At 57.3% G+C, this 25685-nt stretch carries 25 protein-coding genes; 8 read left to right on the top strand and 17 right to left on the bottom strand.

Going from position 1 to position 25685, the window contains the following annotated elements:
- Window positions 1–47: 47 nt before the first annotated feature.
- The 8 genes from MKFW12EY_RS17385 to MKFW12EY_RS17350 all read right to left on the bottom strand — a co-directional run bounded on the left by MKFW12EY_RS17385 (window position 48) and on the right by MKFW12EY_RS17350 (window position 7899).
- The gene (locus MKFW12EY_RS17385) at window positions 48–1520 is read right to left on the bottom strand and encodes a nitrous oxide reductase accessory protein NosL (protein ID WP_082409809.1); all 1473 of its coding nucleotides are present in this window, start codon (window positions 1518–1520) and stop codon (window positions 48–50) included.
- A 10-nt stretch (window positions 1521–1530) separates the two neighbouring features.
- A complete protein-coding gene (locus MKFW12EY_RS17380) occupies window positions 1531–2031 on the bottom strand; it encodes a peroxiredoxin family protein (RefSeq protein WP_221053460.1) in 501 nt (166 codons plus the stop codon).
- 2 nt (window positions 2032–2033) lie between these two features.
- Window positions 2034–2534 carry a nitrous oxide reductase accessory protein NosL gene (locus MKFW12EY_RS17375; RefSeq protein ID WP_221053459.1) on the bottom strand — a complete coding sequence of 167 codons (501 nt, stop codon included), beginning with the start codon at window positions 2532–2534 and terminating at the stop codon, window positions 2034–2036.
- Window positions 2535–2548: 14 nt separating this feature from the next.
- Window positions 2549–3562, bottom strand: coding sequence for a hypothetical protein (locus MKFW12EY_RS17370; protein WP_054761536.1), 1014 nt, complete (start codon window positions 3560–3562; stop codon window positions 2549–2551).
- A complete protein-coding gene (locus MKFW12EY_RS17365; protein ID WP_054761552.1) occupies window positions 3559–4236 on the bottom strand; it encodes an ABC transporter ATP-binding protein in 678 nt (225 codons plus the stop codon). The genes MKFW12EY_RS17370 and MKFW12EY_RS17365 overlap by 4 nt, the downstream gene beginning before the upstream one ends.
- Before the next feature lie 2 nt (window positions 4237–4238).
- On the bottom strand, window positions 4239–5486 hold the full coding sequence (locus tag MKFW12EY_RS17360) for an ABC transporter permease (protein WP_221053458.1): 1248 nt from the start codon (window positions 5484–5486) through the stop codon (window positions 4239–4241).
- A complete protein-coding gene (locus tag MKFW12EY_RS17355) occupies window positions 5483–5725 on the bottom strand; it encodes a hypothetical protein (RefSeq protein ID WP_245006349.1) in 243 nt (80 codons plus the stop codon). The genes MKFW12EY_RS17360 and MKFW12EY_RS17355 overlap by 4 nt, the downstream gene beginning before the upstream one ends.
- A 923-nt stretch (window positions 5726–6648) precedes the next feature.
- Window positions 6649–7899 (bottom strand): sulfite exporter TauE/SafE family protein, encoded by a 1251-nt coding sequence (locus tag MKFW12EY_RS17350; protein WP_245006348.1) that lies wholly within the window; start codon window positions 7897–7899, stop codon window positions 6649–6651.
- A 180-nt stretch (window positions 7900–8079) separates the two neighbouring features.
- On the opposite strand from MKFW12EY_RS17350, the gene MKFW12EY_RS17345 reads away from it, so the two are divergent.
- The 3 genes from MKFW12EY_RS17345 to MKFW12EY_RS17335 all read left to right on the top strand — a co-directional run bounded on the left by MKFW12EY_RS17345 (window position 8080) and on the right by MKFW12EY_RS17335 (window position 11360).
- A complete protein-coding gene (locus MKFW12EY_RS17345; RefSeq protein WP_245006347.1) occupies window positions 8080–8460 on the top strand; it encodes a hypothetical protein in 381 nt (126 codons plus the stop codon).
- A gap of 105 nt (window positions 8461–8565) precedes the next feature.
- Entirely contained in the window at window positions 8566–8823 is a 258-nt protein-coding gene (locus MKFW12EY_RS17340) for a hypothetical protein (protein WP_157198222.1), read from the top strand.
- A gap of 71 nt (window positions 8824–8894) precedes the next feature.
- A complete protein-coding gene (locus MKFW12EY_RS17335; RefSeq protein WP_221053457.1) occupies window positions 8895–11360 on the top strand; it encodes a heavy metal translocating P-type ATPase in 2466 nt (821 codons plus the stop codon).
- A 64-nt stretch (window positions 11361–11424) separates the two neighbouring features.
- Here MKFW12EY_RS17335 and MKFW12EY_RS17330 read toward each other — a convergent pair whose 3' ends face one another.
- A complete protein-coding gene (locus MKFW12EY_RS17330) occupies window positions 11425–12174 on the bottom strand; it encodes a hypothetical protein (RefSeq protein WP_221053456.1) in 750 nt (249 codons plus the stop codon).
- Between the two features lie 351 nt (window positions 12175–12525).
- Between MKFW12EY_RS17330 and MKFW12EY_RS17325 the strand changes: the two genes are divergently transcribed.
- Complete coding sequence (locus MKFW12EY_RS17325; RefSeq protein WP_221053455.1) at window positions 12526–12969, top strand: c-type cytochrome; 444 nt, start codon at window positions 12526–12528, stop codon at window positions 12967–12969.
- A 116-nt stretch (window positions 12970–13085) separates the two neighbouring features.
- On the opposite strand, the gene arsB is transcribed toward MKFW12EY_RS17325, so the two are convergent.
- From arsB to MKFW12EY_RS17300, 5 genes are all read right to left on the bottom strand, one after another.
- Window positions 13086–14150, bottom strand: a complete 1065-nt coding sequence (gene arsB / locus MKFW12EY_RS17320; protein WP_221053454.1) for an ACR3 family arsenite efflux transporter — start codon at window positions 14148–14150, stop codon at window positions 13086–13088.
- Between the two features lie 38 nt (window positions 14151–14188).
- Complete coding sequence (locus tag MKFW12EY_RS17315) at window positions 14189–14632, bottom strand: ArsI/CadI family heavy metal resistance metalloenzyme (protein WP_054761546.1); 444 nt, start codon at window positions 14630–14632, stop codon at window positions 14189–14191.
- Window positions 14633–14702: 70 nt separating this feature from the next.
- Entirely contained in the window at window positions 14703–15200 is a 498-nt protein-coding gene (locus tag MKFW12EY_RS17310; protein ID WP_054761527.1) for an arsenate reductase ArsC, read from the bottom strand.
- 61 nt (window positions 15201–15261) lie between these two features.
- A complete protein-coding gene (locus MKFW12EY_RS17305; RefSeq protein WP_054761525.1) occupies window positions 15262–15753 on the bottom strand; it encodes an arsenate reductase ArsC in 492 nt (163 codons plus the stop codon).
- A gap of 60 nt (window positions 15754–15813) precedes the next feature.
- The gene (locus tag MKFW12EY_RS17300; RefSeq protein ID WP_054761523.1) at window positions 15814–16143 is read right to left on the bottom strand and encodes an ArsR/SmtB family transcription factor; all 330 of its coding nucleotides are present in this window, start codon (window positions 16141–16143) and stop codon (window positions 15814–15816) included.
- Window positions 16144–16248: 105 nt separating this feature from the next.
- On the opposite strand from MKFW12EY_RS17300, the gene MKFW12EY_RS17295 reads away from it, so the two are divergent.
- Window positions 16249–17847 carry an alkaline phosphatase gene (locus MKFW12EY_RS17295; protein ID WP_221053453.1) on the top strand — a complete coding sequence of 533 codons (1599 nt, stop codon included), beginning with the start codon at window positions 16249–16251 and terminating at the stop codon, window positions 17845–17847.
- Window positions 17848–17920: 73 nt separating this feature from the next.
- Complete coding sequence (locus MKFW12EY_RS17290) at window positions 17921–18676, top strand: hypothetical protein (RefSeq protein WP_221053452.1); 756 nt, start codon at window positions 17921–17923, stop codon at window positions 18674–18676.
- Window positions 18677–18805: 129 nt separating this feature from the next.
- Here the strand turns inward: MKFW12EY_RS17290 and MKFW12EY_RS17285 are convergent, their stop codons facing one another.
- Window positions 18806–19375, bottom strand: coding sequence for a hypothetical protein (locus MKFW12EY_RS17285; protein WP_054761519.1), 570 nt, complete (start codon window positions 19373–19375; stop codon window positions 18806–18808).
- Between the two features lie 485 nt (window positions 19376–19860).
- On the opposite strand from MKFW12EY_RS17285, the gene MKFW12EY_RS17280 reads away from it, so the two are divergent.
- Together MKFW12EY_RS17280 and MKFW12EY_RS17275 are read left to right on the top strand one after the other, a co-directional pair.
- Window positions 19861–20391, top strand: a complete 531-nt coding sequence (locus MKFW12EY_RS17280) for an SAM-dependent methyltransferase (RefSeq protein ID WP_082409807.1) — start codon at window positions 19861–19863, stop codon at window positions 20389–20391.
- Window positions 20388–20987 carry a GrpB family protein gene (locus MKFW12EY_RS17275; RefSeq protein ID WP_172680284.1) on the top strand — a complete coding sequence of 200 codons (600 nt, stop codon included), beginning with the start codon at window positions 20388–20390 and terminating at the stop codon, window positions 20985–20987. The genes MKFW12EY_RS17280 and MKFW12EY_RS17275 overlap by 4 nt, the downstream gene beginning before the upstream one ends.
- A 144-nt stretch (window positions 20988–21131) precedes the next feature.
- On the opposite strand, the gene MKFW12EY_RS23100 is transcribed toward MKFW12EY_RS17275, so the two are convergent.
- Window positions 21132–24437: an EAL domain-containing protein gene (locus MKFW12EY_RS23100; protein ID WP_245006525.1), complete on the bottom strand. Its 3306-nt coding sequence runs from the start codon at window positions 24435–24437 to the stop codon at window positions 21132–21134.
- On the bottom strand, window positions 24361–25659 hold the full coding sequence (locus MKFW12EY_RS17270; protein ID WP_157199357.1) for a flavin monoamine oxidase family protein: 1299 nt from the start codon (window positions 25657–25659) through the stop codon (window positions 24361–24363). Before MKFW12EY_RS17270 ends, MKFW12EY_RS23100 begins: the two co-directional genes overlap by 77 nt.
- Between the last annotated feature and the right edge of the window lie 26 nt (window positions 25660–25685).

The following is a 25685-nucleotide window of genomic DNA, read 5'->3' as shown; positions in this document are numbered from 1 at the left end:
AGCCGGTTCGGCTAAGGTTCGCCGAGCCGGCCGTTGTGCGCATAAGGTCAGTAATTCGGCGCTTCGCGGTACGTCCACTGGATCGCCAAGTTGGCGAAGAAGCCGTCTCCGGGCTGCACCTGGGTCAGGTTAAAGCGGTTGTTGGCGCCGTAGGCAACCCGGAACGAATTCAAATCCTCGTAGATCGGCAGGCCGACCGAGCCGCGCAGTTTAAAGTTGCCGCCGAAGGCGTTCATGAAGCGCCAGTCGCCGACGAAAGCCAAGTTCGTCACCAAGCCGCCGCTGTTACCGATCTTGTACCCCATATCCTCGTTTTTCTGGGTGTAGCTGGAATCCAGTTCGATACCGACCATCACGTCATAGTTTGGCGTGTAATGCAGCGCCAAGCCGCCGGTCAACACGTCGCCGAATTTGAATTGTTCGTCGTTCTCCGGATTTACGTTGTAGAGTGCGGACGCGTGCAGCCAGAAATCTTTCCAACGTTGCGAATACAGTAAGCCGCCGGTGAAGGTGGCAACCTCTTTGCCCGATTGCAGCGCCGGGCCCATCGCCACCAGATTTCTGCCGACGATCGCATTTGCGGCGCGGGTGGCGTTGAAATCGCCGGTCGGTAACGTAGTACCCAGCAACAAGCTGGCAAATTTGTCGTAATGGGTGCTGTGCCAGAAGTTGTAGCGGCCTTCCAATGTAATATCGCCGATGCCGCTCTCGTCCTGCACGGTTTCGCTGAAGCTTTGCGCTGCGGTTGGCGCCGATTGGTTCAGGGTTTTAGTGCGGCGTTCGGCGAACGGAATGTTCATGAACAAGGCCAAACTGTCGGTCGGCGAATAGTTCAAGGTGAAGGCCTGATTGTGGATTTTGACTTCCTCGGGAGCTTGGCGCTGGCCACGGTTGCCGTGGATGAAGGTGCTCGGATCGACGCCGTTGGAGCCGTTTTTGACCGCGCTTTTCTCCATGTAACCATACACCATGCCGACGCTGAAGTTGCCGGCGCCCGGCGTGACCGCGGTCCGAATCCGGAATGGCGCGGTGGTGCCGACCGGCGACACGTCCGCGAAAGCGGCAGCAAAGTCGATGATTTCGCCGCCTTCTTTGGCGGCGAAGGCTTCGGCCTCGGAGCGTTCGGCAAAGGCGATGTAATTGGGCAGCATGTCCGGAATCACCTTGCTGCCCAGGACGTAAGTTGCCGTCTCGGCGTCGACCAGTTTGCCGGACACCCAATCGGTGACCTTGGCCGACTTCAATTCGGAAATGCCGCCGACATCGTCGATTTCCCTGAGCAAACAGGCCACGCCGCAGGTGTATTCTTTGTCGTCGTTTTTATAGGTGATGACGCCTGCGGTTTTGATGTATTGGTCTATCCACATGCCGCATACCCGGCAGCTCGGGCGTTCTTTATGTTCGTGTTCGTGCGGCGATACCACGACCGGGGTCATTTGCGGCGATTCTGCCCAAACCCAGGCCGGTAGCAATAGCCATTGGCATAACAACACTATCCGTATTATAAGTTTCGTCTTCATTGCGTTCTCCTTACTTCACGATTGTCGTAATAAGCTGCTCGTAGCCGTCCAAGCCGGCGTCGCCGACTCGCTTTTCCCGCAATATGCCGTCGGCATCAATCACGAAGGTGGTCGGTAACCCAACCACGCCGAATTTTTTGGCGGCAATCCCGCGTGCGTCGCTCAGCATCGGGTAGCTCAGTTTGGCGAAGCGTTGCCAACGTTCGTCGTTGGCGTCGTATTCGCCGACATTGACCGCAACCGGCACGAAGCCGCGGTCTTGGTATTTTTGCCGGAGCGTTTCTAGTCCCAGCAAAATGTCCTTGTCGCACAGGTGGCAGTCCAGCGACCAGAACCGTACCAGCCAGACTTTGCCGCGCAGGTCGCCCGGCAATTGCCAGGTTTTGCCCCGAAAATCCGGCAGCTCGACTTGCGGCGCCGGATCGTCGAGCTGTGGTCCGCTGCCGCGTTTGCAGGCGCCTAGTCCCAGCGCGATAAACACCAGCAACGTTGGAAACCAGAGGCGATGCATCGTTAGCCCTTTCTATCCAGCGATTCGATCACGGCCGGCGTCACTTCCTGGAAACGCATGATCGATTTGCCTTTATGGTCTTCCATAAACTCCTGCGCTGCTGCCTGATCCCTGAACGGCAAAAGTTCGTGGCCCATCGGCCCCAGCACGTCGGAACCGATCACGTAATAGGCTGACTTGGCGTCGATCAACTCCACCTCGTAGTAATCGGTCACCCAAACCTCAGTCATCATTTCGGCGGTTTTGCCCGGCGTGTATTGCTGGGTGTTGAAGATATGTTTGAACATGTCTTTGGCGCCGTCGTAGAAATAGGCGCTACCGTCGTTGAAATAGATTTGCGCGACCCATTTCGGGTATTTGTAAACGAACATGCCGCATACCGGGCAGCGGTCCTGCTTGGTGATTTCGATCTTCTGGTCGGCGCGGCTCTCTGAGACCGCCAGTAACCAAACTAAGCAAAGTGCGGCCAGCAGCCATTGAGTCGAATCAAACTTTGTTTTCATCGTTTCCCCCGAAACTAATAAACCACCTCGTAACTCAGCACCAGGCTCGAAGTGGCAACCTCGTAACTGACCAGGGCGGTGAACAGTGCAAACAAGGCCAGCGAGGCCAATGTCAATTTCCGGATCAAGCCCGGCAGTTCTTGTTGTAGGCTGCCGACGTTACCGAATGCGGTTAGCAAGCCGGCGCCGATGCCGGTCACCGCCGCGCCGAACAGCAGCACATACAGTAGATAGCCGACGTAGTGGTAATCCTCCATGATGATGCAGAACGGGCAGTGGTGGGTCGGCAGCTCGTAGATGTACAGCGAAATCGCCGAGATGATCGCCAGCAAGGCAGTGCCGAACATCGCCAGGCTCAAGCCGGCGTAAAGAAAGCCGCCGCGGCCTGTGCGGTAAAGCCACAGGCCGCCGCTCAAGGTGATCGTCATCGCTCCGTAGAACACCCACAACATAGGCTTGGCCGGCAGCGCGGCAATTTCCGAACCGAGGCCGCCTTGTTTCTCGCTGCTGAACAAACTGCCGCAGCAGGAGGTGATCACGTCGGCCTGCATGCCTAGAAAGTAAAAGCTTTCCAGCACCGTTTCCAGCACGATGAACGGCGTGATCAGCGTCAGCAGCAGGTATTTTTTCTTGATCAACGGATAGTCGTAGCCTTGGTTGTCGGCGTGGTTCAGCACCAGCCACAGCCCGGCCAGCAGAAAATTGAGGATTTTCAGTTCCAGGGTCGGATAACCGAATCCGTTGACGTTCAAGGTGCCGGCCGCGCACATCGCACCGACGAACAGTGGGCACAAAGCGTCGGCGGTGAAGATGTACAAAAACAGCGACAGCAACTGCAGACCGAATACGAAGCTCAGCACTGTCGAAATCAAATAAGTCTTGCGCTCCAACACCAGTTGCAACTCGTCGCCGCTCTCAATATTCCAGTGCTTCAGAATCTGCACGCCGTAGTAGGCCGCATACACCAACATGCCGCTAGAGGTGTAGGAGGCCAGCAGATTGGCGATGACGGTGGGGTTCAGGATCACGCCGGACTCTCGAGTTTGCCGTCGCGCAAGTTGACCACGTGGTCGACGATTTGCGAGTCGTAAACCAGGGGATCGTGGCTGGTGATGATCACGGTCTTGCCGCGGGCCTTGAACTGGTCGACGATTTCCATGAAGCGGTAGGACAGCTTGGTATCCAGGTGCGCGGTCGGTTCGTCGGCGATGATGATTTGCGGGTCGTTGATCAAGGCGCGAACAATAGCCACCCGTTGCGCTTCGCCGCCGGACAACCATTCGACATGGGACACCGCCTTGTGGCCCAAACTCAGTTCGTCCAGGCCTTTCAAAGCCTTGGCTTTCAGCAGCGAGCGTTTCTCGCCTAACGGATAAGCCGGCAACATTACGTTCTCCAGCACCGAAATGCCTTTAATCAGATTCGGCTGCTGGAATATAAAGCCGAAGGTCTTGCGGCGGATATCGGTCAAAAACCGCTCCGGCAGGCTGGTGATCTCGCGGTCTTGCAATTTCACCCGTCCGGCCGACGGCCGGCTCATGCAGCCGACGATACTTAATAACGTGGTTTTGCCGGAGCCGCTCGGGCCTTTCAGCACGGTGACCTTGTTTTCGTGGATGCGCAGATCGACGCCGTTGATGGCCGAATATTCGCTAGGGCTACCGGCATTGAACACTTTGCGGACATTGAACAATTCGATCATGGCTATTCTCCGGTATGGCGCATCGCGCTGTCGGGATCGATCGTCGCCGCCCGCCAGGTCGGCACGATGGTGGCAACGGTGTAAGGCACCACGGTCAGGAAAAACAGCGTGGTCAACTGCTCGGCATTGACGAACGGCGTCAAAGCGAACTGCGGATACAGTGCGGACCAGCCCTTCAAGGCCGGCTCGAATACTGCAGAACCCAAGAAGAATACATGGATGTAAGCCAGGATCACGCCGCTGAAAAACGCGGTCAGCGAGACCATCGCGCCTTCCCAGAATTTCATCAGAATCACGTCGGAGGTTTCCCAGCCCACGGCCTTCAGGATGCCGATCTCGCGCCGCTCGCCGGCGCTAAGGCCGGATGCCTTGTCCCAGGCAAAGATCACGAAAGCCAGCACCGCTGCGGAAAACACCACGATCATCATGCCGCCGCGCCAGTTGAAGATGGAGTCGTAGGTGCGCAGGATTTCGTCGCGGACGATAGGCCGCGAGCTGTGCAACTTCTTCTTGATTTTTTCTGCCACAGTCGCCACCTCGCTGGGGTTTTTCACCGTGACGACGGCATCGGTAACGAATTCGGGCGCGATGCCGAACAATTTGCGGAAATCCTCGCCGTTGACCAGCAGCAAGTCGGCCGACACCAACTCGGATTCGGCCGATAGCACGCCGGCGACGCGCAGGTTCATGATTTGGCCGTCGAAGCTCATGAACGGCATGAAATCGCCGGCGCCGATTTCGCGCATTCGCGCCACGCCGTTACCGATCACGATGGTGTTGGGCTCCGGCGGCGCGCCGTCGTATTCGTACAGCGGTTTGTTGACATCGGCGGCGTGCGGGTCGTTGGGATCGACCACGACCGTGGTTCGGGCTTTTGAGGCATTGCTGTCCACCGGTTTGGACGGCACCAACAGCGTGTAGTTGGCCTGCACCAGGCTGTCGTAGTAATAGCCCCACAGCCGCGGCTCGACCTCGGCCACGCCGCGAATGGCCTTGATTTGGTCCAGATAAGCCACCGGCAAAAGATCGTGACGGCCGGCGACGATTTTCTGCACCACGATTTCCGGCGAGCCTTGCAGGATCAACTTGGCTTCGCGCTTGATCGAGTAGGTGAAGAACATCGTCGAGGCCAGGATGAACACGATCAAGGTATACAGCGCCAGCAAGCCCAGGTTTTTCACCTTGCGCCGCAGCAGCGACGAAATCGTGAAATCGATGATGTAACGTTGTTTTTCGATCCAGGCGTTCATAGCGCCTCGCGCGGCAGGGTGGGTTGGGTAAACGAGCCGGACGGAAAATGCTCCAGCGATAGCGGGTGGTCTTGAAAGGCGGTGTTCAGATCCGCTTGCGACAAATGCCGGGTGTAGCGGGCTTCGGTGAACAGGCACAGGTCGGTCAGGCGCAGGTTGGTTACCAATGCGGCTTTACGGTCGAGCTGCGGATGCCGACCGTCGGCGGCTGAATTTGCATGTAACAGCAGTAGGCTCAACAGCGAAACTTGAACGAGAACATTTAAAAACCATAGCGAGGAATATCGCATTACAGCCTCTCCGTAGTGGCTTGGCCGGACTAAAGTTGTAATTCAATGCCGACTGAGGGTGTCGGATAAAGCCGACATTTCGTAGCGTTTTTAGACATTATTGGGAAGATATAAACGCTTTACAAGATTAAATATTGCTATATGACGATTTTCTGAATTATCTCGGACGCGTTTTTCTAAACCAAGCAAAATCAAGACATAAATTGATAAACGGCTTTAAATCAATCGGATAAAAAAATCGTTTCCGGTTTTGTTGTGGTAACTATGTTATTTGCCTTATCAAGCCTGTGGCATTTGCCGCAAATCTCTGTTTGCGCCGGCCGAAAATATTTCATCCAGGTTTTATCGCGAAAGCGGGGCAGGGCCGTGAAGTCTAGGCGGCTTCCGGTTTGCAACAGCTAGACCGCGGCGGATTTGTCCGGAATACCTTGGGTTTGGAGCGTCGCGTAACAGCCGTCACGGCACCCGGCGGAATGGGAGCAATGCCGTTAAGGAATCGCTGACTAAATCGTCATCTCCGCGAAAGCGGAGATCCAGATCTTTGATTTTTTGGGGTTCCCGTTTTCACGGGAACGACGAAAATGAATAAATCATCGTTTCCTTAAGTTTAGGGTTAACCGTTCGCCCTTCGACAAGTTCAGGACGAACGGCTTAACTCAAGGGCATTGGGGATGGGGCAATGTCGTAAAACACAGAGCGTTACCCCGACAGGAAATGCCCGTGGCTGGGATGGCAAGGATGACGCCAATCGCAACGTTGCGGCCGGAATTCGGGCAATTCATACCGTTATGGCGGCTTGATTCAGCGTGATTGATGAGCCGGGCGCAACTCGGCGTCGGATGTTGGGGCTTGTGCGGCATGTCCTGTTACCGTTAGCCCAGGAGTTTTTGCCATTGTTCGCGAAATTGGCGCAGCAGCCGTTGCGCAGCGGTCTCCTCGGGCGCCACTGCGGCTGGCGCGGCGGTTTCGGTCGCCGGCGGCGAAGTCTCTTCCACGACGATAAAGGTGCCGGGAATCATGCCCATCCAACAACTCCACGGCACGACTCCGGCTTCCTTCGGCGTGAATTCGATTACCTGGGAGCCTTTCTGCAATTTGATATCCAGCCCGTAATCGCGCACCACTATCTCTTTGTTGCATTCGTTCAATTCCTTGACATCGATCACCCATTTCACCGGAATGCCTTTACGCAACGTGAATTTGTTCGGCGCGAAACGGCTTTTAAGCACATCCATGCGAATGGTTTGTTCGTTTTCGCAGTAGGGTACTTCGGGACCCTTCGGCGCAAATTCGAGCGACACACGGGCGACCACGGTATTAAAGTCCCAGCCGCTGCCGGTGACGGACAAGCCGCGGTTGAGCATGATGACGCCCAGAGCCATCACGATCACGCCGGAGGCTTTCAGCAATTTGGGGGTTAAGTTGGCCGACAACAGGCTGGTCAAAAAGCCGAAACCCATCAGTAGCGGCAAGGTGCCCAGGCCGAAGAAAAACAGAATAGTCGCGCCTTGCGACCAACTGCCGCTGCCGGCTGCCATCACGTACATGGCTTGCAGCGGGCCGCAAATGATCATCAGGCCGTTCAGCAAACCGATCACGAACGGGTTGCTGTGCTTGCGGTATTCTTTGCCGACGAAACGCATGACAAAGCCCGGCGTTTTGAACTGGAAATGGTGCAACGCAGGAAATATTTCCAACATGTGGATGCCGAACAGGACCAGGAAAAAGCCGGCAGCCATGCCGATAGCGCCTTGGGTAAACGGCGTGAAGGCGACGATCGCGCCGAACGCACCGAACAGGGCGCCGATCGTCGAATAAGACAATGTTTTGCCGACGCCGTACAGCAAATGCGCTGTATGCGAATGCTGTCCGGCTTTGGCATTTTTGGCGATATAACCCAGGATCAAAGGACCGCACATGCCGACACAGTGGAAGCTGGTCAAAAAGCCGATCAGAAACAGCAGGCCGAAATTCAGGTCCCCGGTCAAATCCGGCATGCCCGCGTGATCCATGAACCAACTGTCCAGCCACAAGATCAGCCCGATGCCCAGTAACGCAAAACCGACGGTTAGGATTTTTCTGAAAATGTTGCCCGAACCCGGCGAGGTGCTGCCTAACGTCATACTGGAGTCTCGTGTGATTGAAATTAAAGGCTAAATTTAAGGTAATTGACCGGCTATCGAAACAGGAGGAAGATTAGTGAAGCCTGATATAGTGGCCAAGCGCGAGCACGATACCAGCCGCCGGCCCCGGTGTCGACCCGCCGGCGCCGGCCAATTCCCGTTGCCAACACGGAGACAGTTATGAGCGACAACAACATTGCTACCAGCACACACCACGAAACCCGAAAAAAGAACGGCAGCAGCGGCCGCAAAACTAAACGGATGCCTCCGCCGACCCGAGGCGAGGCCTTGGTTAAGGGCGTATTCATGGGCATTGTCATTTCCGGCGTGACCCACGCCAGCAAAAGCATTAGCGGCGCCCTGGTCCGCCACCCGTTGGCCTTGTTCGCCACCGGCGTGGTCGGCGGTTACCTGACCCACAAATACCGCAAGGAGATTATTATTGTCGGCAGCCGCACCGCAGAAGAAAGCAAGAATTTCCTGTTGCGGCAACGCGAGAATCTGCTGGATTTGGTCGCCGAAAGCCGCGAATATGCGGCCGGCAGCGATCGATCCGAATGAAGCCGACATTTCGGCCCCGTCGCATAAACCGTTCGGCTCGAGCCAGGCGGCAGAGCAAATCGGGTTTGCATTACTTGAATTTTTATATTGATCGAGGTGATTGACATGGCACACGTACACGGAGCAAAAGCGGCTGTCGAGGCCGGCAGCAAAATGGTCGGAACGGCAATGAAGATGGGAGAAGGCATGATGCATCCGGCGGTGGCCGGCGCCGTGGCGGGTGCGGTCGCCACCGGCAAAGCCGGCCTGGCCCGGAAAATCCTGCTGCATCCGCTGGTTTTATTCGGCGCCGGTGTGGCGCTGGGCATTACGGCATACAAGTACCGGCGGGAATTGGCCGCAAAACAGGAGCACGCCGAGTAAAGCGTCCGAAATCCGCCGGACGCCTGCGCAAAAGCCGGCTATGGATTCGCCATACCTAAACAGGAAGCGCCATGACCCAGAACGATAATGGAAATACTTTGACCCATGGCCGGTTGCTGCACCAGCTCAACAACCGGGTCCGCTTCGTGTCGCCGCTGTTGGCCAAGGACCCGGAGCGGTGTTACATCCTGGAAATCCTGCTGAAAAAGCGTCCCGGGGTTAGCGACGTGCGTAGCGTGCCGAGCATCGGCTGTGTCGTGGTCCGCTTCGATCCGCAGAAACTGCCCGGCAGCCAGTTGCTGACGGCGCTGGACCTGATGCTGGGCAATCTCGGCCGGCGCGCTAAAGCTGCGGCGCAAGCTGCTACCGTCGGCGAAGTCGATCCGAACCAGCCGGAGCAGGAACACCATCTGTCCATTGAGGGCATGACCTGCGCATCTTGTGCGTTGCTGATCGAGATGTTGCTCAGACGCGACCCGAGAGTCAGCCTAGCCGAAGTCAATTTCGCGACCGAATCGGCCGTGGTCAAGGGCCGGCTGGACAAACACATCGCCGCCGCCATCGTCGAGAAAGCCGGTTACAAGGCGCACAGTTTCGACAGTCTGGCGCAGCGGCAAATGTTGATCGCCAACGAAAAGCGCCGCCTGCGCGACGCCCGCAACCGTATGGTGCTGGCGGCGGCACTGAGCGTGCCGGTCATGGCTATCGGCATGGCCGTGCCGGCTTCCCGCTTTTGGCATTGGGCGCAGCATTTGCTGGCATTGCCGGTCGTATTTTGGGCCGGCAAACCGTTCTTCGCCAAAGCGGCCGTATTGGCCCGCCAAGGTGCGACCAACATGGACAGCCTGATCGCGATGGGCGTCGGTTCGTCCTACGGCTACAGCTTGTATTCGTTGCTGTCCGGTAGCCGCGGGCTGTACTTCGATTCGGCGACCGGCATTTTGTCCTTCGTTCTGGTCGGCCGTTATCTGGAAGAAAAAGCCAAGGGCAAAGCCCACGAAGCGATCCGCAAATTGGTCGATTTGCAGCCGCAACACGCAACCTTACTGCGCGACGGCCACGAGTTGGTGGTCGGACTGGACGAAGTTGTTATCGGCGATATTTTGCTGGTGCGGCCCGGCGAAAAAATTCCGACCGACGGCGTCGTGCTGGAGGGGCTGTCCACCGTAGACGAGTCCATGGTCACCGGCGAAAGCCTGCCGGTCGTGAAAAAAACGGGCGATAAACTGGTCGGCGGCTGCATCAACGCCAACGGTGCCTTGCAGATGCGGGTTACCGCCGTCGGTAACGATACGGTGCTGGCCAATATCATCCGCATGGTCGACCAGGCGCAATCGTCGAAGCTGCCGATTCAAAAAACCGTCGACCGGATTTCGGCGCTGTTCGTGCCGTCGGTCATGGCTTTGTCGGCCTTGACGCTGGGCGGTTGGCTGTTGGCCGGTGCCGGTTTCGGCATTGCCTTTACCAACGCGATTGCGGTGCTGTTGATTGCCTGTCCCTGTTCGCTGGGGCTGGCGACGCCGATGGCGATCATGGTCGGCACCGGCCAGGCGGCGAAGAGCGGAGTCTATATTCGTAACGGTAGCAGCCTGGAAACGGCCTCCCAATTGGATTACATCGTATTCGACAAGACCGGCACGATTACGGAAGGCAAGCCTAAAGTCACCGATTTTCTGCTGGCCGCCGGCCAGGACGAAATGCGGGTGCTGGCCTTGTCCGCTACGGTGGAGGAAGATTCCGAACACTTTTTGGCTCGGACCATCGTTGCCTATGCCAAGACGCGCGGAGTGGAACCCGGCAAGGTCGGCGGTTTCGAAAACCTTCCCGGCTGCGGCATCAAAGCCACGGTCGATGGCAGCGAGGTATTGGTCGGCAACGCCGATTGGTTCCGCAGTCTGGACATACGTTTTAAAACCCTGGATAAAAAGGCGCTGCAATTTTCGGCGCAGGGCAAAACCCCGGTGTTTGTGGCAGTGGACGGCAAGGCGGCGGCTTTGTTTGCTATCGCCGATCAGCCGCGCCAGCACGCGGCGGCGGCGATTCGACGCCTGCGCCGGCTCGGCGTCGAGCCGTTGATGGCAACCGGCGACACCGAAGCCACCGGCCGTTACATCGCCGCGCAGGTCGGCATCGATACCGTGGTTGCGCAAGCCAAACCGGAGCGAAAATTGGCCATCGTGCGCGAGCTGCAGGAAAAGGGCGGCAGAGTCGGCATGATCGGCGACGGTATCAACGATGCGCCGGCGCTGGCCGCCGCCGACGTCAGTTTTGCGATCGGCACCGGGACCGACGTCGCGATCGAGACCGCGGATCTGACCCTGGTCAGCGGCGACATCGCTAAGGTCGCCGAGGTGATGGAGTTGAGCGGTGCGACGCTACGCATCATCAAACAAAACTTGTTCTGGGCCTTGGGTTACAACAGCGTGGCGATTCCGGTGGCGGCGCTGGGCAAGCTCAACCCGATGATCGCCTCCGGCGCGATGGCGCTGAGCTCGATTTCGGTAGTGCTGAATTCCTTGCGCTTGCAGCGTAAATAAACATCGACAAACACGACGTTGTGACAACGCCTTGTGTTGAAACACAACGCAAGGCGTACGTTGGTTAGTTGCCGCGTTTAGCTTTCCCGATGCCTACCGCGCCGAAAAATGCAGTGCCAAACAGCCAAACTGCGCCCGGCACCGGTACCGGCGATGCAGCCAAAGCGACAGTGTATTTGCCTTGGCTGCCGGCACTTAGTGTGGCGTTTCCGCCCACAAACAGCGTGTAGTTTCCGGCACCCAAATTATTGAAGGTAAAACTGGCAAAACCGCCGGCAATCGTGCTGGCAGCGCTGTCGATAAAATCTAAGCCTTGGCTAAGTAGCGGATTGTCTTGGTTGTTCTGGTAGTCCGCGACCCGAACCGCCGTGGTGCTGGTATCCCATCCTTGAAATAACGAAAAGCCGGGTTTTAATACCGAACCCAAATCGGTGTCGGCACTGACGGTTACGGTTAAATTCGTAGCGCTGGTAAGTGTAATCAATCCGAAGTCTGAACCATGGCCTTTGCCTAAAGTACCGGTAGCATTTGCGCTCCAAGCTCTGGGGCCGACTGCAAGTGCAAAGTTCGGGTCAGCACCTTGACTACGAGCGCTTAATGACGACACAGTCTCGGAAGCATTATCCGACTCCAGGTTTGCAAACCACATCGCGTTCAATGCCCCGGTATAGTTCGGAGCCGAGGTGCCTGTCCACGACGCCGGAGCGCTGCCGTCGAGGCCGCCCGTGCCGGAATCGTCCCAGCCGGTGAGATTGTAGGAGACGCTCGCTTGGGTCGTGCCGGACAGTGCCAGAATTACACCTCCGAATATCATGTGTCTAATCGAGATTGGTTTCATAAATTGAACTGTAAGTTTGGTTATTAGTATATTTGCATTTGGCGATTTGCCGACAGGTTGTTATCAATTTTCGTGCCAAGCTTTTTGGAGGGGTAATCCAGCGGATTGAGGACTGAATCGCCATGCTACGGTCGAGCTATCAGTATTTTTTGCGGCATTTCACACATGATCTGCGGCATATGGCTTAATTCGGCAAAGTTTGAGCGAGTCAAACTATTTCCTGTCGTAAGCGCTAGCGTTAAGATTTGGCAAAATGCAGGAACAGTCCGTATGTCGTCATAAGACGGAATGCTGCGGGTTTGCCGTATCAATAAAAAAGGAGGACCTATGAAATTTGACCGAAATAACCGTGTGGCAATCATGAGTGCAATCGGTATCGTGTTGCTCGGTGTGGCCGTCAATGCCGCTGCCGCAGGCAATCCCGACCTCGGCAAAATCGAGTACGACAGCCACTGCGCGGCCTGCCACGGCGCTACGGCGCAGGGCGGCGCTGCGGCCGGGAAGGATGCGTCAGCGCAGCCGGTGCCGGATTTGACCCTATTGTCGCGCAACCACAATGGCACGTTTCCGTTCGACACGGTTTACCAAATCATCGACGGCCGCCGGGAAATCGCGGCGCACGGTAGCCGTGAAATGCCGATTTGGGGGGCTGCTTTCAAAAGCGCGACTTCGGCCCATTTCGACGGGGATGCCGCACAGAGCGGCGAGGCTCTGGTGCGTAGCCGGATTTTGGCCTTGGTGGAGTACCTGAGCCGGCTGCAACAAAAATAAGGCTATGTTTGCATTAGCAGTTGACAGATCGTCAAAGCCGTCATTCCGGCATAAGCCGTAAATGCGAACATAGCTAAAAATAACTGCAACCCTTGCCTGAGCCGGACCGAGTCGAGCTACCGGCCGCCGGCGCGGAACAATCGGCTGCGGAACCAAAACGCCACGTTGACCAAGCCCACCATCACCGGTACTTCGATCAAGGGGCCGATCACGGCGGCGAAGGCGGCGCCGCTGTTGATGCCGAACACCGCCACGGCCACGGCAATCGCCAGTTCGAAGTTGTTGCTGGCCGCGGTAAAGGCCAAGGTCGTGGTTTGGCCGTAGTCGGCGCCTATCCATTTTCCGCTGGCAAAACTCAGCAGGAACATCACGACGAAGTAAACCATCAGCGGCAGCGCAATACGCAACACATCCAGCGGCAACTGCACGATCAGTTCGCCTTTCAGCGAGAACATCACGACAATCGTGAACAACAGCGCGATCAAGGTCAGCGGGCTGATTTTCGGGACGAAGAAGCTTTGGTACCAATCTTTGCCTTTGGTTTTGACCAGAACGTAGCGGCTGGTAAAACCGGCAATGAACGGAATCCCCAGATAAACGAATACGCTTTGAGCAATGTCGCCTATGGTTACGGCCACCAGACTGCCGGGCAAACCGAACAACGGCGGCAACACCGTGACGAACAGCCAGGCGTAGACGCTGAAGAACAGCACTTGAAACACGCTGTTGAACGCCACCAACGCCGCGCAATATTGGTTGTCGCCGCGCGCCAGTTCGTTCCAGACGATTACCATCGCAATGCAGCGGGCCAGGCCGATCATGATCAGACCGGCCATGTATTCCGGATAATCGCGTAAAAACAATACGGCCAATGCGAACATCAGCAGCGGACCGATCACCCAGTTTTGCAACAGTGACAGGCCCAACACCCGCCAGTTGCGGAACACGTCGCCCAATTCCTCGTAATGCACTTTGGCCAGCGGCGGATACATCATCAATATCAGGCCGGCCGCGATCGGTATGTTGGTGGTGCCGAGCGAAACTGCGGCGCTGAAGGCTTGGACCTGCTCGGGTACGGCGAAACCGACGCCAACTCCGACGGCCATTGCCAGAAAAATCCACAAGGTCAGAAAACGGTCCAGAAACGATAAACGCGGATTGGCGCAGGGTGCTGTGGTCATAGTCGATCTCTCGGCGGCGGATGTGGGCGGCGCTAACTTTACTGGGGGGAACAAGCGGATTTTGGCCCGCAGCAAGACCCGGCCGGCTCCGGCGTTACGACACCGTCGGCGCCGAACACCGGAATGCTGTGCAGGGAATGGAAGGCCTCCCAGGCGATGCCTTGCGGATCGACGCTCCAGTATTTATCCGATTCGGCATAGCAGCAAGCCGCTTGCTTTTGCTCGACCACAGGCAGTGCCGCGGCAGTCAGCGCCTGTTGCACCGCTGCCAGTTCCGCCGCCGATTCGACCTGAATACCGAGATGGTCCAACCCGGCTTTGCCGCCGCGCTGGGAAATCGCGAAATTGATGCGCGGATCGTCCAGCATCCACTTGGCGTAATCGGCATGGCGAACTGTCGGCTCGGCTTGAAACAGCCCGCTGTAAAAATGAATGTTGGCGTCGAGGTCGTCGACGGCGATGTGGATATGAAAACGTTTCATGGGCTTACTCACTGGTCGGGTGGGTTGGAGGTTGGCCCGGTTTGCCGCTGCGGCTGCCGGATGCGCCATTTCAAGTTTCGGATTCGGGCTGCGGCATCGATACGCCGATCCTATCCATTTCCGCTTTCAAGCGTGCCGGATCGTTTTGGAGTTCGGCCAAAGGTAGTGCCAGAAATTGTTCGATGCGATGGCACAGAATCCGGTAAGCGGTTTCGAACGCGGCCTTGATTTCGGCCTCGCTGCCCTCGGCATGGGCCGGATCTTCCACTCCCCAATGGCTGCGCAGCGCCTGCCCCAAATAGGCCGGACAGGTTTCGTTGGCGGCGTTGCCGCAGACGCTGATGACGATGTCCGGCGTCAGCGGCAGATCGTTCCAGGACTTGCTGTAGTAAGCCGCGGTGGAGATGCCTTTTTCCTCCAGCAAGGCCACCGCGCCGGGATTCAGGCGGCCTAAAGGCTTGCTGCCGGCGCTGATGGCATGCCAGTCCGGGGGCGCCAGGTGGTTGAAAATCGCTTCGCCCATCAGCGAGCGGCAGGAGTTGCCGGTACAGAGAAATAGTATGTTCATCGAAAATCCGTTGGGTTGAGTCGCTAATCGCATCGGGGAAGTGCTGGCTCGAAATCGGCCATCATTCCGACTTGCCGATGTCCTGCACTTTGCGTTGCAAGGCCATGCGTTCCAGGCTGGCCATCGGCAAGTTGACGAATAGGCCGATCCGCCGTTCCAGTACCGCAAAGGCCTTGGCAAACGCGATGCGCTTTTCCGGTTCGGCAGCGGCGGCCGGATCGAACACGCCCCAGTGCGCAGTCATCGGTTGGCCGGGCCAAACCGGACAGGTTTCGTTGGCGGCGTTATCGCAGACGGTAATCACGAAATCCATGGCGGGGGCGTCGGGCCCGGTAAATTCCTCCCAGCTTTTGCTGCGGGCGTCGGCCAACGCTATGCCTTCCAGACTCAATCGCTCCAAGGCATAGGGGTTGACCTGGCCGGTCGGATGGCTGCCGGCGCTGAACGCTCTGAAGCGGCCACCGCCGTATTTGGCCAATATGCCCTCGGCCATGATGCTGCGGGCGGAATTGCCGGTACACAAAAACAATACATTCAAAACGTTGTCGTTCATCGGGCTTCCTGTAGTTGTGGGTTCGAAGTAAAACCGAAATCGCCGAAAATCCGCTTGGCCTTATTCCGCTTGCGTACAGGCCGGGCGGGCGGCCGGCAAACAGTCGTGTCCGCCGCAGCAGTTCTCGCTCAGAAACGCCAATAGCTGATTCATCGCCGCGAAATTGGCCGAATAAATCACGAAGCGGCTTTCGTTGCGGGACTCGATCAAGCCGGCATGGACCAGTTCTTTCAAATGAAACGACAACGAAGACGGCGCGATTCCCAGCATCTCGCTGATCTTGCCCGCCGCCAAGCCGGCCGGTCCGGCTTGGACCAGGGCGCGGAACAGCGATAAACGGGTTTCTTGCGCCAGGGCGGCGAGGGCGGTAACGGCGGTTTTGTTTTCCATATTTCAAAATTAGTCGAAATATAAAAACAAGTCAACCCGTTTCACGAATCTGTCATGTGCCGCGGCTATGCTGCCCGCTCCAGAATTCATTGTCGGAGCCAACCCATGAAACACCCAAAACCAGACAAATTAGCCGCGGCCTTGGCTGCCTTCGGTGTGACGCTTTCAATTGCCGCGGTCGCCGACGGCGGCCACGGGCATCAACACATGTCGACCGCGCAGGTTCCGGAGTCGGCCAGCGAATGGTTCCAAGTCGGCCAGGCGGCGGTCAGAGTCAACAAATACGATCTGCCGAATCTGCGCCGAGCCAAAAACGTGATTCTGTTCGTCGGCGACGGCATGGGTGTATCCACCGTCACGGCCGCCCGCATTCTGGAAGGCCAATTGAACGGACGCGACGGCGAATTCAACCGGCTCAGTTTCGAAAAATTTGCCAATACCGCATTCTCGGTCACGGCCAGCGCCAATCAGCAGACCTCCGATTCGGCGCCGACCGCAACCGCAATGGTGGCCGGTATCAAAACCAACGACGGTGCGATCTCGGTGGACCAAACTATTGTCCGCACCGAAACCAGTGCCGACGTTACCGCGGCGAAAAGCGTCAAAACCATTCTGGAGCGCGCCGAAGAACGCGGCATGTCCACCGGCGTCGTGACGACGGCCCGCTTTACCCACGCCACGCCGGCAGTCAACTACGCCCATATTTCCAACCGCGATTGGGAAGCGGATACCAACTTGCCGGCCGGCGCCACTGTGAAAGATATCGCCCGCCAACTGCTGGAATTTCCCTACGGCGACGGCTTGGAAGTTGCCCTGGGCGGCGGCCGCAGCTATTTCATGCCGAATACGGCCGCCGATCCGGAATATCCGACCCAAAAAGGCCGCCGCGGCGACGCCCGCGACTTGGCCGCGGAATGGACGGCTAAATACAACAATGCCGAATACGTTTGGAATCAAAGCCAATTCGATGCGGTGAATCCGGCCAAAACCGACCACCTGTTGGGCCTGTTCGAACGCTCGCACATGCGTTACGAAGCCGACCGTAAAGACGACGCGGCCGGCGAGCCCTCTCTGGCCGACATGACCGAAAAAGCGATCAAGATTTTGCGCAAGAACCGCAAAGGTTATTACCTGATGGTCGAGGGCGGACGGGTCGACCATGCCCACCACGCCGGCAACGCCTACCGGGCGCTGACCGATGCCGTGGCACTGTCGGCAGCGGTGAAAAAGGCCAAGCAACTGACCGACGACAAGGACACCTTGATCCTGGTTACCGCCGACCACAGCCATGTGTTCACCATCGCCGGCTACCCGTCGCGCGGCAACCCGATTCTGGGTAAAACTGCCGTGGACGGCGTCGAAGCGGAAGATTCATTGGGCTTGCCGTATACCACCTTGGCCTATGCCAACGGTCCCGGCTGGACCGGCGGCTGGCAGCGCAAGGAATTCAATCCGGCCAACGAAGGCACCGTTTCCGCACCCTATGCCGGCAGCAAGCTGCGCCCGGATTTGAGCGCGGTCGATACCGAGAATCCGAATTACATGCAGGAAGCGAGCGTGCCGATGGGCTCGGAAACCCACGCCGGCGAAGACGTGGCGATTTATGCCGACGGTCCGGGCGCCTACCTGGTGCGCGGCACGCTGGAGCAAAACGCGATTTACCACATCATGGCCGAAGCGTTGGGCTGGAGCGGCCGCCGCTAACAGCCGCCGCAGTTAGTTGGCCGGGGGCGGTTAATGTCCCCGGCGTTTTCGTCAATCCCGCATCGGTTTATTCATGGCATCACTCGTCAACCCGCTTTTCAAGCGAATCTCCGTCTTCATTGCGGCGGCAATCCTGACCGCTTGCAGCCAAAATCCCCACTACCGGGCTGCGCCGGCCGGCATGGCCGATTTGGCCAGCGCCAATCTGCCGCCGGCGGCGGCCGAGTATAAAACCACGCTGACCGCCGACACCGCAGGCCACCAACACGATTCCGCCGCCGCGGCAGCGGCAGCCGTGGTTTGGCGGTTTTGGCGCGACGGCCGGCAAATCGTCATGGAACGGCCGCAACTCGGTTTGGGCGAGCTGTGGCAACGCGACGGCAAGGCTTTGATTCACCGCAAGCTGTACCACAACGACCGCCGGGCGATAGAATTTCAGGAAGACGATTTGAAAATGTTGGGCGGCAAGCCTGCCTGGCAAAAGCTGGCGTTATTGGTCGATCCGGCGGTGTTGGCACGTCTGACCGGCGGCGGCGAGGAATGGCTGGACGGCAAGCCGGTACGCGAATACCGCGGCACCGCCGCCGGCGCCGAATGGCATGTCGTTATCAGGTTGGATCTGGGCCTGCCGGTTCTGATCGAACGTACCGCGCACGGTACAGCCGAGCATACCGAGCTGTTGAATGCATACCCGCTGAGCGACGCGCCTTGGCAGCCAACCGCCAGCGAGACTTACGAGATCATCGATTACTCCGATCTGGGCGACAAGGAATACGACCCTTTCGTCATTAAAGTCCAGAGACAAATGGGGCACGAACACCACCACTGACGCCGAATCGAGCTTAGCCGATTCCAGCAAGGCCCGCCGGAATTCAGGCGGGGGCGGATCGGCGGTCAAGGGCTGCAACCGTTCGGCGCATCGGCAACCTGGCATGCGCCGAACGAATGCCGGCGGCTGTCAGCCATGGGTACTGAAACGGCTGGTGTGTTCCTCGTCATCGAAAATCGGTTGGCCCCTGCCCATCATGCTGTCCTTACCCGCCGCGACAAAATTGACCAACGGCGTCGCCGTTTCGGCGGCAACGTTGAGTTGGGCAAGCGTTGCCCGCAACAACTCCAAGGCTACGTCGTAGACATCGTCGATAGGGTTGAGCCGCAAAAAGTGAGAATGGGCCGGACATAACAGGGTCAGCCGCGGAATCTCCGAGTCGTCGCCGACGATGTTACCGTTCATCAACGTGCCCAAAAAGGCGAAATCGCGATTGTTGACCAAGCTCGGCTTGGCGTTGCCACGGGCGAAAGCCGCAGCCAATGCCGCATCGGCAAGTTCGGATAGCTTTTGCGGAGCCACCGCTTCGTTTGCCAGCAACGCCCGCAGTAGCTGCTTCAATGACGCGGTTTGCTCCGCCAACGGCCTGTCGTAAAAATAGCGGTTCGCCCGGTAGTCGTCGCGCATTTTGGCGTACCAAACGTCGACTATTTGGGTCAGCAATTGATCGTCCAAACTAATTTTCAAAGGGCTGTTCATAATTATTCTCCGCTCAGGTGATTGAACTACCGGGACTTCGCGCTTTCGCCGACCGAGCTGCTCGAACAAGCCGGTCGGCCGGCTCGACGGTTATGGGGACGGGCGCAAAAATCATGGCACATAATGCGTAGAGTTCCATGGATGCGGAATAAAGCAATGACGGTGGAGTGGGGTAAAAGGAAACAAACCGGCATAACAACTATTCGCCGCTTCGGCCGAGCCAGGCGATAGCCTGAAACAACGCGAGTCCTGCCGCTATGTTCGGTTATCGGTTAAGGGGGTGGGATTGGCCGGAACGATTAGTTGGCCAATGCGGGACGAGGCCGGGTTTTGGATTTGATCGCGAGATTTGCTTAGAATGGCCGGCGGTAAGATTGACCCTTCGGCGGTGTCGCCGCAATCAACCTGAGCCGCCGACAGGGCGCCTATGGTTGTTTACAAGGGGCGGGGTCTATGGCTTCACCAGCGCAAATACAAAGCAAGCTATGTCCTATTTCATAAATCCGATTGGTTTGGTCGAAAGCAATCGCGATAGCAAGCAAGACGACTTTTGGGGAGCCCAGCAATCGCGCATCGTCATCGCCCCGGAGTTTTGCTCCGCAGCATTGGCAGGCCTCGACGCATTCTCGCACGTCGAAGTCTTGTTTCTTTTTCATCAAGTAGCAGAATCGAATATCGTCACCGGTGCTCGGCATCCGCGCAATAACCCGGCTTGGCCCCAGGTTGGGATATTCGCGCAGCGGGCAAAAAATAGGCCCAACAGAATCGGTAGTACCATCTGCCGTTTAGTTAAGGTCGAAGATAGATGCCTAACCGTGGTTGAATTGGACGCCATCGCCGGCACCCCGGTGATCGACATCAAGCCGGTCATGCGGGAGTTTCTGCCTAGGGAGCAAGTTTGCCAGCCAAACTGGGCCGGCGAATTGATGCGCGATTATTGGCGCCATGCGAAAGCGGACTCAGGCCAGACGTCGCCTTGCACTCAGATGGAACCCGATCCGCAGGAGGACAATTGAAGGTAACTATCGAACCCTACAATCCAAGATGGCAGGGCGACTTCTGTCGGCACAAATTGACTATCGAGTCTGCGATCGGTCATTTATTGGGTTCGGTTGATCATATCGGCAGCACATCTTTAGGCGACATCGCCGCCAAACCCATAATCGACGTTCTGGTTGGCATAACGGATCAAAGCCTGCTTGACGAAACCATTGAACCGATACTCAATGCCGGTTATACCTACATCGAGAAGTTCACTCCCGGTATGCCGTATCGGCGATTCTTCGTGAAACTGACGCCACTCTCGGGCAAGCCGCTGCCTAGCATCCTTGCAACAAACGATGTTTTGAGTTTCGGCGTCGATTACAACACGGTCGTCAATATTCATGCGATAGAGCAAGGCAGTTACCACTGGATGCGCCACATCGCCTTTCGGGATTACTTATTGGCACACCCCGATGTCCGGATCGAATATGAACGGCTAAAGCTCGAAATCGTCAAGATCGATTTCTCCGATCCGCTCGACTACAACGCGCACAAAGAGGGATTCATCTCCAAACATCAGGAACTGGCGGTGCGTTGGTTTTTGACTCAAAAAACAAGGAGTAAATGACAAGGATTCAATCAACGTGGTTTCCATCGGGCGAAATTCAGTTTTTGGAAAATAGCCCATCTGCTTCCGGCCATGCCTCAATGGCGTAAATGACGAAACGCGTATGGGGGAATCAGCCCGTACTCTACGATTTCCTGCGGCCGTTTAGCCCAGGTTCATTAGCGCTTTTAAATGCTCGAGCAAAGCGTCCATCAAGCAATAAAACTCGCTGAGTCTGGCCAAAGCTTCTTGATTGCGGCCTTGAGCCTTGATGTCGATAAGCTCGGTGGCCAAGTCATGCAACTGGCGATGCGACGCGTCAATCGCCTGTAGGCTGGACGGCGAGACCCGCCCGGCTAATCCGCCTGCGTTCAGCCAGGCGCCGAAACGGCACTGGTGATATTCCAAAGGCGGGGGCGTATCATGCACGCCGCTCAAGGATGCCTCGAAAGCCCGGGCCCAAGCGCGTATCTCGACCCCGGCATAGAGCAAGGGCAGCTCGCTACGGTTTAACGCAGCCAGCCCAAGCCAGCCAGGCGCCGGTTGCCAGACATTTGCCCAATTTGGCAGCTCAGCGGCCGGCATCGGGCGAGCGATACCGTAACCTTGGGCCAGTTCGCAACCCAGTTGCAACAACATGCTGCCGTGCTCTAACGTTTCAACGCCTTCGGCAATAGCATGTCGGCGAAATGCGGTGGCCAGCCCCAGTACGCCTTCCAGAATCGCCAAGTCTTCGGGATCGTCCAACATGTCGCGAACGAAGCTCTGATCGATCTTGAGTAGATCCGCGGACAGGCGTTTCAGATAGGTTAGAGAGGAATAACCCGTGCCAAAGTCGTCCAGCGCAAAGCGTACGCCAATTTCGCGGCATTCGTTCATCACGCGGCAAATTTGCGCCAAATCTGCAAGTGCACTGGTTTCCAGGACTTCGATCTCCAGCGAGAACGGCGTGATGCGAGAATGCGCAGCCAACAGAGCGCGTAGCCGTTCGACGAAATTAGACTGTTGTAGCTGGTAAGCGCCGACATTAACGCTGATCGAAATATGAAGTCCGTCTTCTCGCCAACGTTCTATCTGGGCTAGCGCGGTTGCGATCACCCATTCGCCAACTTCGACAGCCAGTGGGTTGTCTTCAATCACCGGCAGGAACAGCGCTGGCGACAAGAGCCCTCTATCGGGATGTTGCCAGCGTATCAGAGCCTCGACGCCGATGACCGTGCCCAAACGCATATTGACTTTGGGTTGGTAATACAAAACCAATTCGCCGTCGAACAAAGCCCGCCGAATCCGCTCCACACTTTCATGTAGGCCACGCGTCAGGCGATCCTTATCGGTATCGAAGATATAGTAATTATTTTTACCGGCTAACTTGGCCTGGTACATTGCCTGATCGGCCTGGCGAAGCAATTGGTCGGCATCGACGTCTTCGCCTTGCGGAAAGAAGGTGACGCCAATGCTGGCCGATACCTGGAGCCGCAATTCATCAAAATCCACCGGTTCGGCCGCAGCGGCCATCAGGCGGGATAGCATCGGTACGCTGGCCGCCATGTTTTCAAGATCGAGCAACACTGCGACAAATTCGTCGCCGCCCAAGCGCGCCAGCGTATCGCCTTCTCTTAAGGTTTGTTTCATGTTTGACGCCACGATCATCAGCAATTGGTCGCCTGCATCGTGGCCATAGCTGTCGTTGATGGTCTTGAATCCATCCAAATCGATGTAGGCCACTGCGAGTAAGCGCTCGCGGCGCTGGGTTTGCGCCATGGTTTGCTGCAAGCGATCGGCTAACAATACTCGATTCGGTAGGCCCGTAAGTACGTCGTAGTGGGCGATATGTTCCAGATATTGTTCATGCTCCTTGATCGGCGTTATGTCCGTGGAGATGCCTAATAATCCCCAGATCGCCTTGTCTGGCGTGTCCGAATAGATGGGCGCCTTGATTTCCAGATAGACTCGGTGGCTGCCGTCGGCAAAGACGACATCGACTTCTTCCGTGGTTTGCTCGCCGGCGAAGACACGCGAATCGATCTCCCGCAAACGCTTCACAGTATTCGGCGGAAAAAAGCGGGCATCGCCGCAGCCTTCCAGTTCCGCGGCGGAAACGCCGAATAACTCCAATGTGGTGCGGTTGGCGTATACATATCGGGATTGGGTATCTTTCATGTAGACGAACGAGGTCACATAATCCAGGGCCTCGCGAAAGCGGCGAGTTTCTGCGTATGCGGCGAGCAATTTCAATTCGGCCCGTTTACGTTCGGTGATGTCGCCGGCCACTCCCCGAAGACCGATGATGGCTTGGTTTTCATCGCGTATAGCCTCAGCACTTGCCAACATCCAACCATGCGTGCCATCGGTCTTGACCACTTCAAGCTCAAGCTTGTAGGACGTTCCCGCCGTCTTGGTATCGAGTATTGCCTCTTGCAACCGATCCCAGCTTTCCGGGGTGAACAGTCGGGCTTGCTCGCGGTAGTTGGGTGGCGGCATATCGGGCGACAAACCGAATATTCGATAAAGTTCCGGCGACCAAGCCACCCGATCGGTAGCCAAGTCCAGTTGCCAGCTACCGGTCTGAGCGATACGTTGCGCTTCTTGCAGTTCCGCTCTGCTTTGGGTTAGCTCCTGGTTCAGTTGTTTGAGCTCATGGATATCGGTGAGGGTGCCGATCATGCGCAATGGTTTGCCATCCTCGCTCCGGCGGACCACAATGCCGCGGCCAAGTATCCATTTCCAATCGCCGTCGCTGCAACGGAGCCGATATTCGCAGGTATAGGCCGCCGACTTGCCGTCAAGGTAGGCTTGAACGGTGGCCAGGGTTTTGCTTTTGTCGTGGGGATGTATGCGCTGTTCCCATTCGTCCTGACTGTCGGAAATTTGGTCTTCGGCAAAGCCGAGCATTTCCTTCCAGCGTTTGGAATAGAACACGGTGTTCTCGGCTAGATTCCAATCCCACACCCCATCGCCGGCGCCTTCGAGCGCGAATCGCCAGCGATATTCGCTTTCCGTCAACAATTCCTCGCGGCGTCGGATCTCTTTGGTAAGGTCGTTGGCGAGGCGGGCGGCGTTGGCTTCGGTATTGGCCACTGACAACATCAAGCCGAATAACAGCACGCTGATCGCAATGCCGCCCAGCAAAGTAGCCCATGCGGGTCCGTAGCCGATGCTGCTTGTCGAGCCGACCCGCTCGAACTTTAGCAACCACTCGTGGCCGTTGAATCTGATAATCCGCTGCTGCTGCAGCAATGCGCGCACATTCGGGCCTGTAACCGTTTTGGTGGCGTACAGCAGACTGGATGGCGCTACCTCTTGGCCATCGTAGATTTGCAGGCTGATTACTTGGCCTTCGCGATGTTCCCAGTCGCCCAAGATGCCAATCATCAGGTCATTCATCCGATAAGGGCTATAGACCCATCCAATCAGCGCCGCCCGGCGTTGCTCGACCGTATCGTGAGCCAAATTGTTGCGATAGACCGGCACGTATATCAAGGTTCCGGCTTGTACATCGGCTTCCGTTTCCTGTACCAGTACCACCTTTGACCAGCAGGTTCAACAAAATATCGCGGCCGGGCTGCGACCGGCCGGCGTAAATCACGCCCAGCGGGCCGTCGCTGAGGATGGGCAACACGCTCTGGCCTTGCACGGTCCAGAACCGCTCGGCGCCGGGATCGACAAACACGTGGGCCGTGAAATAAGCGCCGGCGGATTGGGTGTGAATCGCTTGTTTGCGTTCGGCGCTCAACGCCGGTTCGAACTGGATGTCGTTCAAGCGGAACAACGGAATTGCGGTAATCGCGTAGTCGGCGCGGTAAACCCGCTGCCGAAAATCGCTCTGGTCGACGGCGGTGACTGCCACGCCGTCGGCGTCGGCAGCGATATGCGTTACCAATTGGTTTAACCGAATCCGCTTGCGGCCGACCGCATCGGCCAGCTTGTCTGCGGCGCGCTGGTTGCCGCCGACGACGTGGAACGGCGTCATGCCGTCGCCGGAGAACAAACGCCATTCGGCGATGCCTTCCAATGCGCTGATTTTCCGCCAGGAGGTGGCGAATTCCGGTTCGGTCTCGATCCGCACCAGTTGCTGCGCCGTTTCCGGTAAGCCGCTTTGGGTTTCGATCCAGTCGGCGAACGAAATATCCTGCAAGGCGCGCAATTCGGCGCTTAACGGTTTTTGCGCCAATTGCTGCTGCAGCTCGGCGACGCGGCTATCCCAGGCGTGGTAAAGCGTCATTTGCGCCGGGTCGAGGACAGCTGCCAGAAACGCCCGGTTGGAATCCTGGGTAAACGGATACAGACGGCCCCGGTAATAAAAGCTGGAAAAACTGCTGTACGAGGTTTCCAACGGGATCTTAAGCGAGCGAAACAATTCGACGGCCGGGTTGTTGCTCCAAAATTCTTCCAGGCCGATTTCGGCGTGCGCGGCGTCGGCATAGTGTGCGGTACGAATCCGGCCGCCGATATGCGGACTCATTTCCAACACGGTCACGCTTTTCCCGGCCTGGCGCAAATAGTAGGCGGCGCTGAGCCCGGATAAGCCGGCGCCGACGACGATGACGTCGCTATGCCGGTTTTTGGCGGCGGCCGGCGGCAAAGCAAGTACCAGCAATAGCAGCAGGCACATCGGAATCTTGGTGCTACGGCGGCGAACGGCGGGCGGATTCGAACCCATACCCGTCGTGCCGTATCCGGAAAAATCGAGCATGGCAACCCTCCCTCGATAGCGGTTTC

This window comes from Methylomonas koyamae (assembly GCF_019669905.1).
GTDB lineage: Bacteria > Pseudomonadota > Gammaproteobacteria > Methylococcales > Methylomonadaceae > Methylomonas > Methylomonas koyamae.
Note: the sequence above shows the minus strand (reverse complement) of the source record. Positions and strands in the feature narration are given on the sequence as shown.

Bases quoted from the DNA above. Each gene is read 5' to 3' on its own strand.
- MKFW12EY_RS17385 (WP_082409809.1), bottom strand. From the start codon at position 1,520: ATGAAGACGAAACTTATAATACGGATAGTGTTGTTATGCCAATGGCTA.
- MKFW12EY_RS17380 (WP_221053460.1), bottom strand. From the start codon at position 2,031: ATGCATCGCCTCTGGTTTCCAACGTTGCTGGTGTTTATCGCGCTGGGA.
- MKFW12EY_RS17375 (WP_221053459.1), bottom strand. From the start codon at position 2,534: ATGAAAACAAAGTTTGATTCGACTCAATGGCTGCTGGCCGCACTTTGC.
- MKFW12EY_RS17365 (WP_054761552.1), bottom strand. From the start codon at position 4,236: ATGATCGAATTGTTCAATGTCCGCAAAGTGTTCAATGCCGGTAGCCCT.
- MKFW12EY_RS17360 (WP_221053458.1), bottom strand. From the start codon at position 5,486: ATGAACGCCTGGATCGAAAAACAACGTTACATCATCGATTTCACGATT.
- MKFW12EY_RS17350 (WP_245006348.1), bottom strand. From the start codon at position 7,899: ATGACGTTAGGCAGCACCTCGCCGGGTTCGGGCAACATTTTCAGAAAA.
- MKFW12EY_RS17345 (WP_245006347.1), top strand. From the start codon at position 8,080: ATGAGCGACAACAACATTGCTACCAGCACACACCACGAAACCCGAAAA.
- MKFW12EY_RS17340 (WP_157198222.1), top strand. From the start codon at position 8,566: ATGGCACACGTACACGGAGCAAAAGCGGCTGTCGAGGCCGGCAGCAAA.
- MKFW12EY_RS17335 (WP_221053457.1), top strand. From the start codon at position 8,895: ATGACCCAGAACGATAATGGAAATACTTTGACCCATGGCCGGTTGCTG.
- MKFW12EY_RS17330 (WP_221053456.1), bottom strand. From the start codon at position 12,174: ATGATATTCGGAGGTGTAATTCTGGCACTGTCCGGCACGACCCAAGCG.
- MKFW12EY_RS17325 (WP_221053455.1), top strand. From the start codon at position 12,526: ATGAAATTTGACCGAAATAACCGTGTGGCAATCATGAGTGCAATCGGT.
- arsB (WP_221053454.1), bottom strand. From the start codon at position 14,150: ATGACCACAGCACCCTGCGCCAATCCGCGTTTATCGTTTCTGGACCGT.
- MKFW12EY_RS17315 (WP_054761546.1), bottom strand. From the start codon at position 14,632: ATGAAACGTTTTCATATCCACATCGCCGTCGACGACCTCGACGCCAAC.
- MKFW12EY_RS17310 (WP_054761527.1), bottom strand. From the start codon at position 15,200: ATGAACATACTATTTCTCTGTACCGGCAACTCCTGCCGCTCGCTGATG.
- MKFW12EY_RS17305 (WP_054761525.1), bottom strand. From the start codon at position 15,753: ATGAACGACAACGTTTTGAATGTATTGTTTTTGTGTACCGGCAATTCC.
- MKFW12EY_RS17300 (WP_054761523.1), bottom strand. From the start codon at position 16,143: ATGGAAAACAAAACCGCCGTTACCGCCCTCGCCGCCCTGGCGCAAGAA.
- MKFW12EY_RS17295 (WP_221053453.1), top strand. From the start codon at position 16,249: ATGAAACACCCAAAACCAGACAAATTAGCCGCGGCCTTGGCTGCCTTC.
- MKFW12EY_RS17290 (WP_221053452.1), top strand. From the start codon at position 17,921: ATGGCATCACTCGTCAACCCGCTTTTCAAGCGAATCTCCGTCTTCATT.
- MKFW12EY_RS17285 (WP_054761519.1), bottom strand. From the start codon at position 19,375: ATGAACAGCCCTTTGAAAATTAGTTTGGACGATCAATTGCTGACCCAA.
- MKFW12EY_RS17280 (WP_082409807.1), top strand. From the start codon at position 19,861: ATGTCCTATTTCATAAATCCGATTGGTTTGGTCGAAAGCAATCGCGAT.
- MKFW12EY_RS17270 (WP_157199357.1), bottom strand. From the start codon at position 25,659: ATGCTCGATTTTTCCGGATACGGCACGACGGGTATGGGTTCGAATCCG.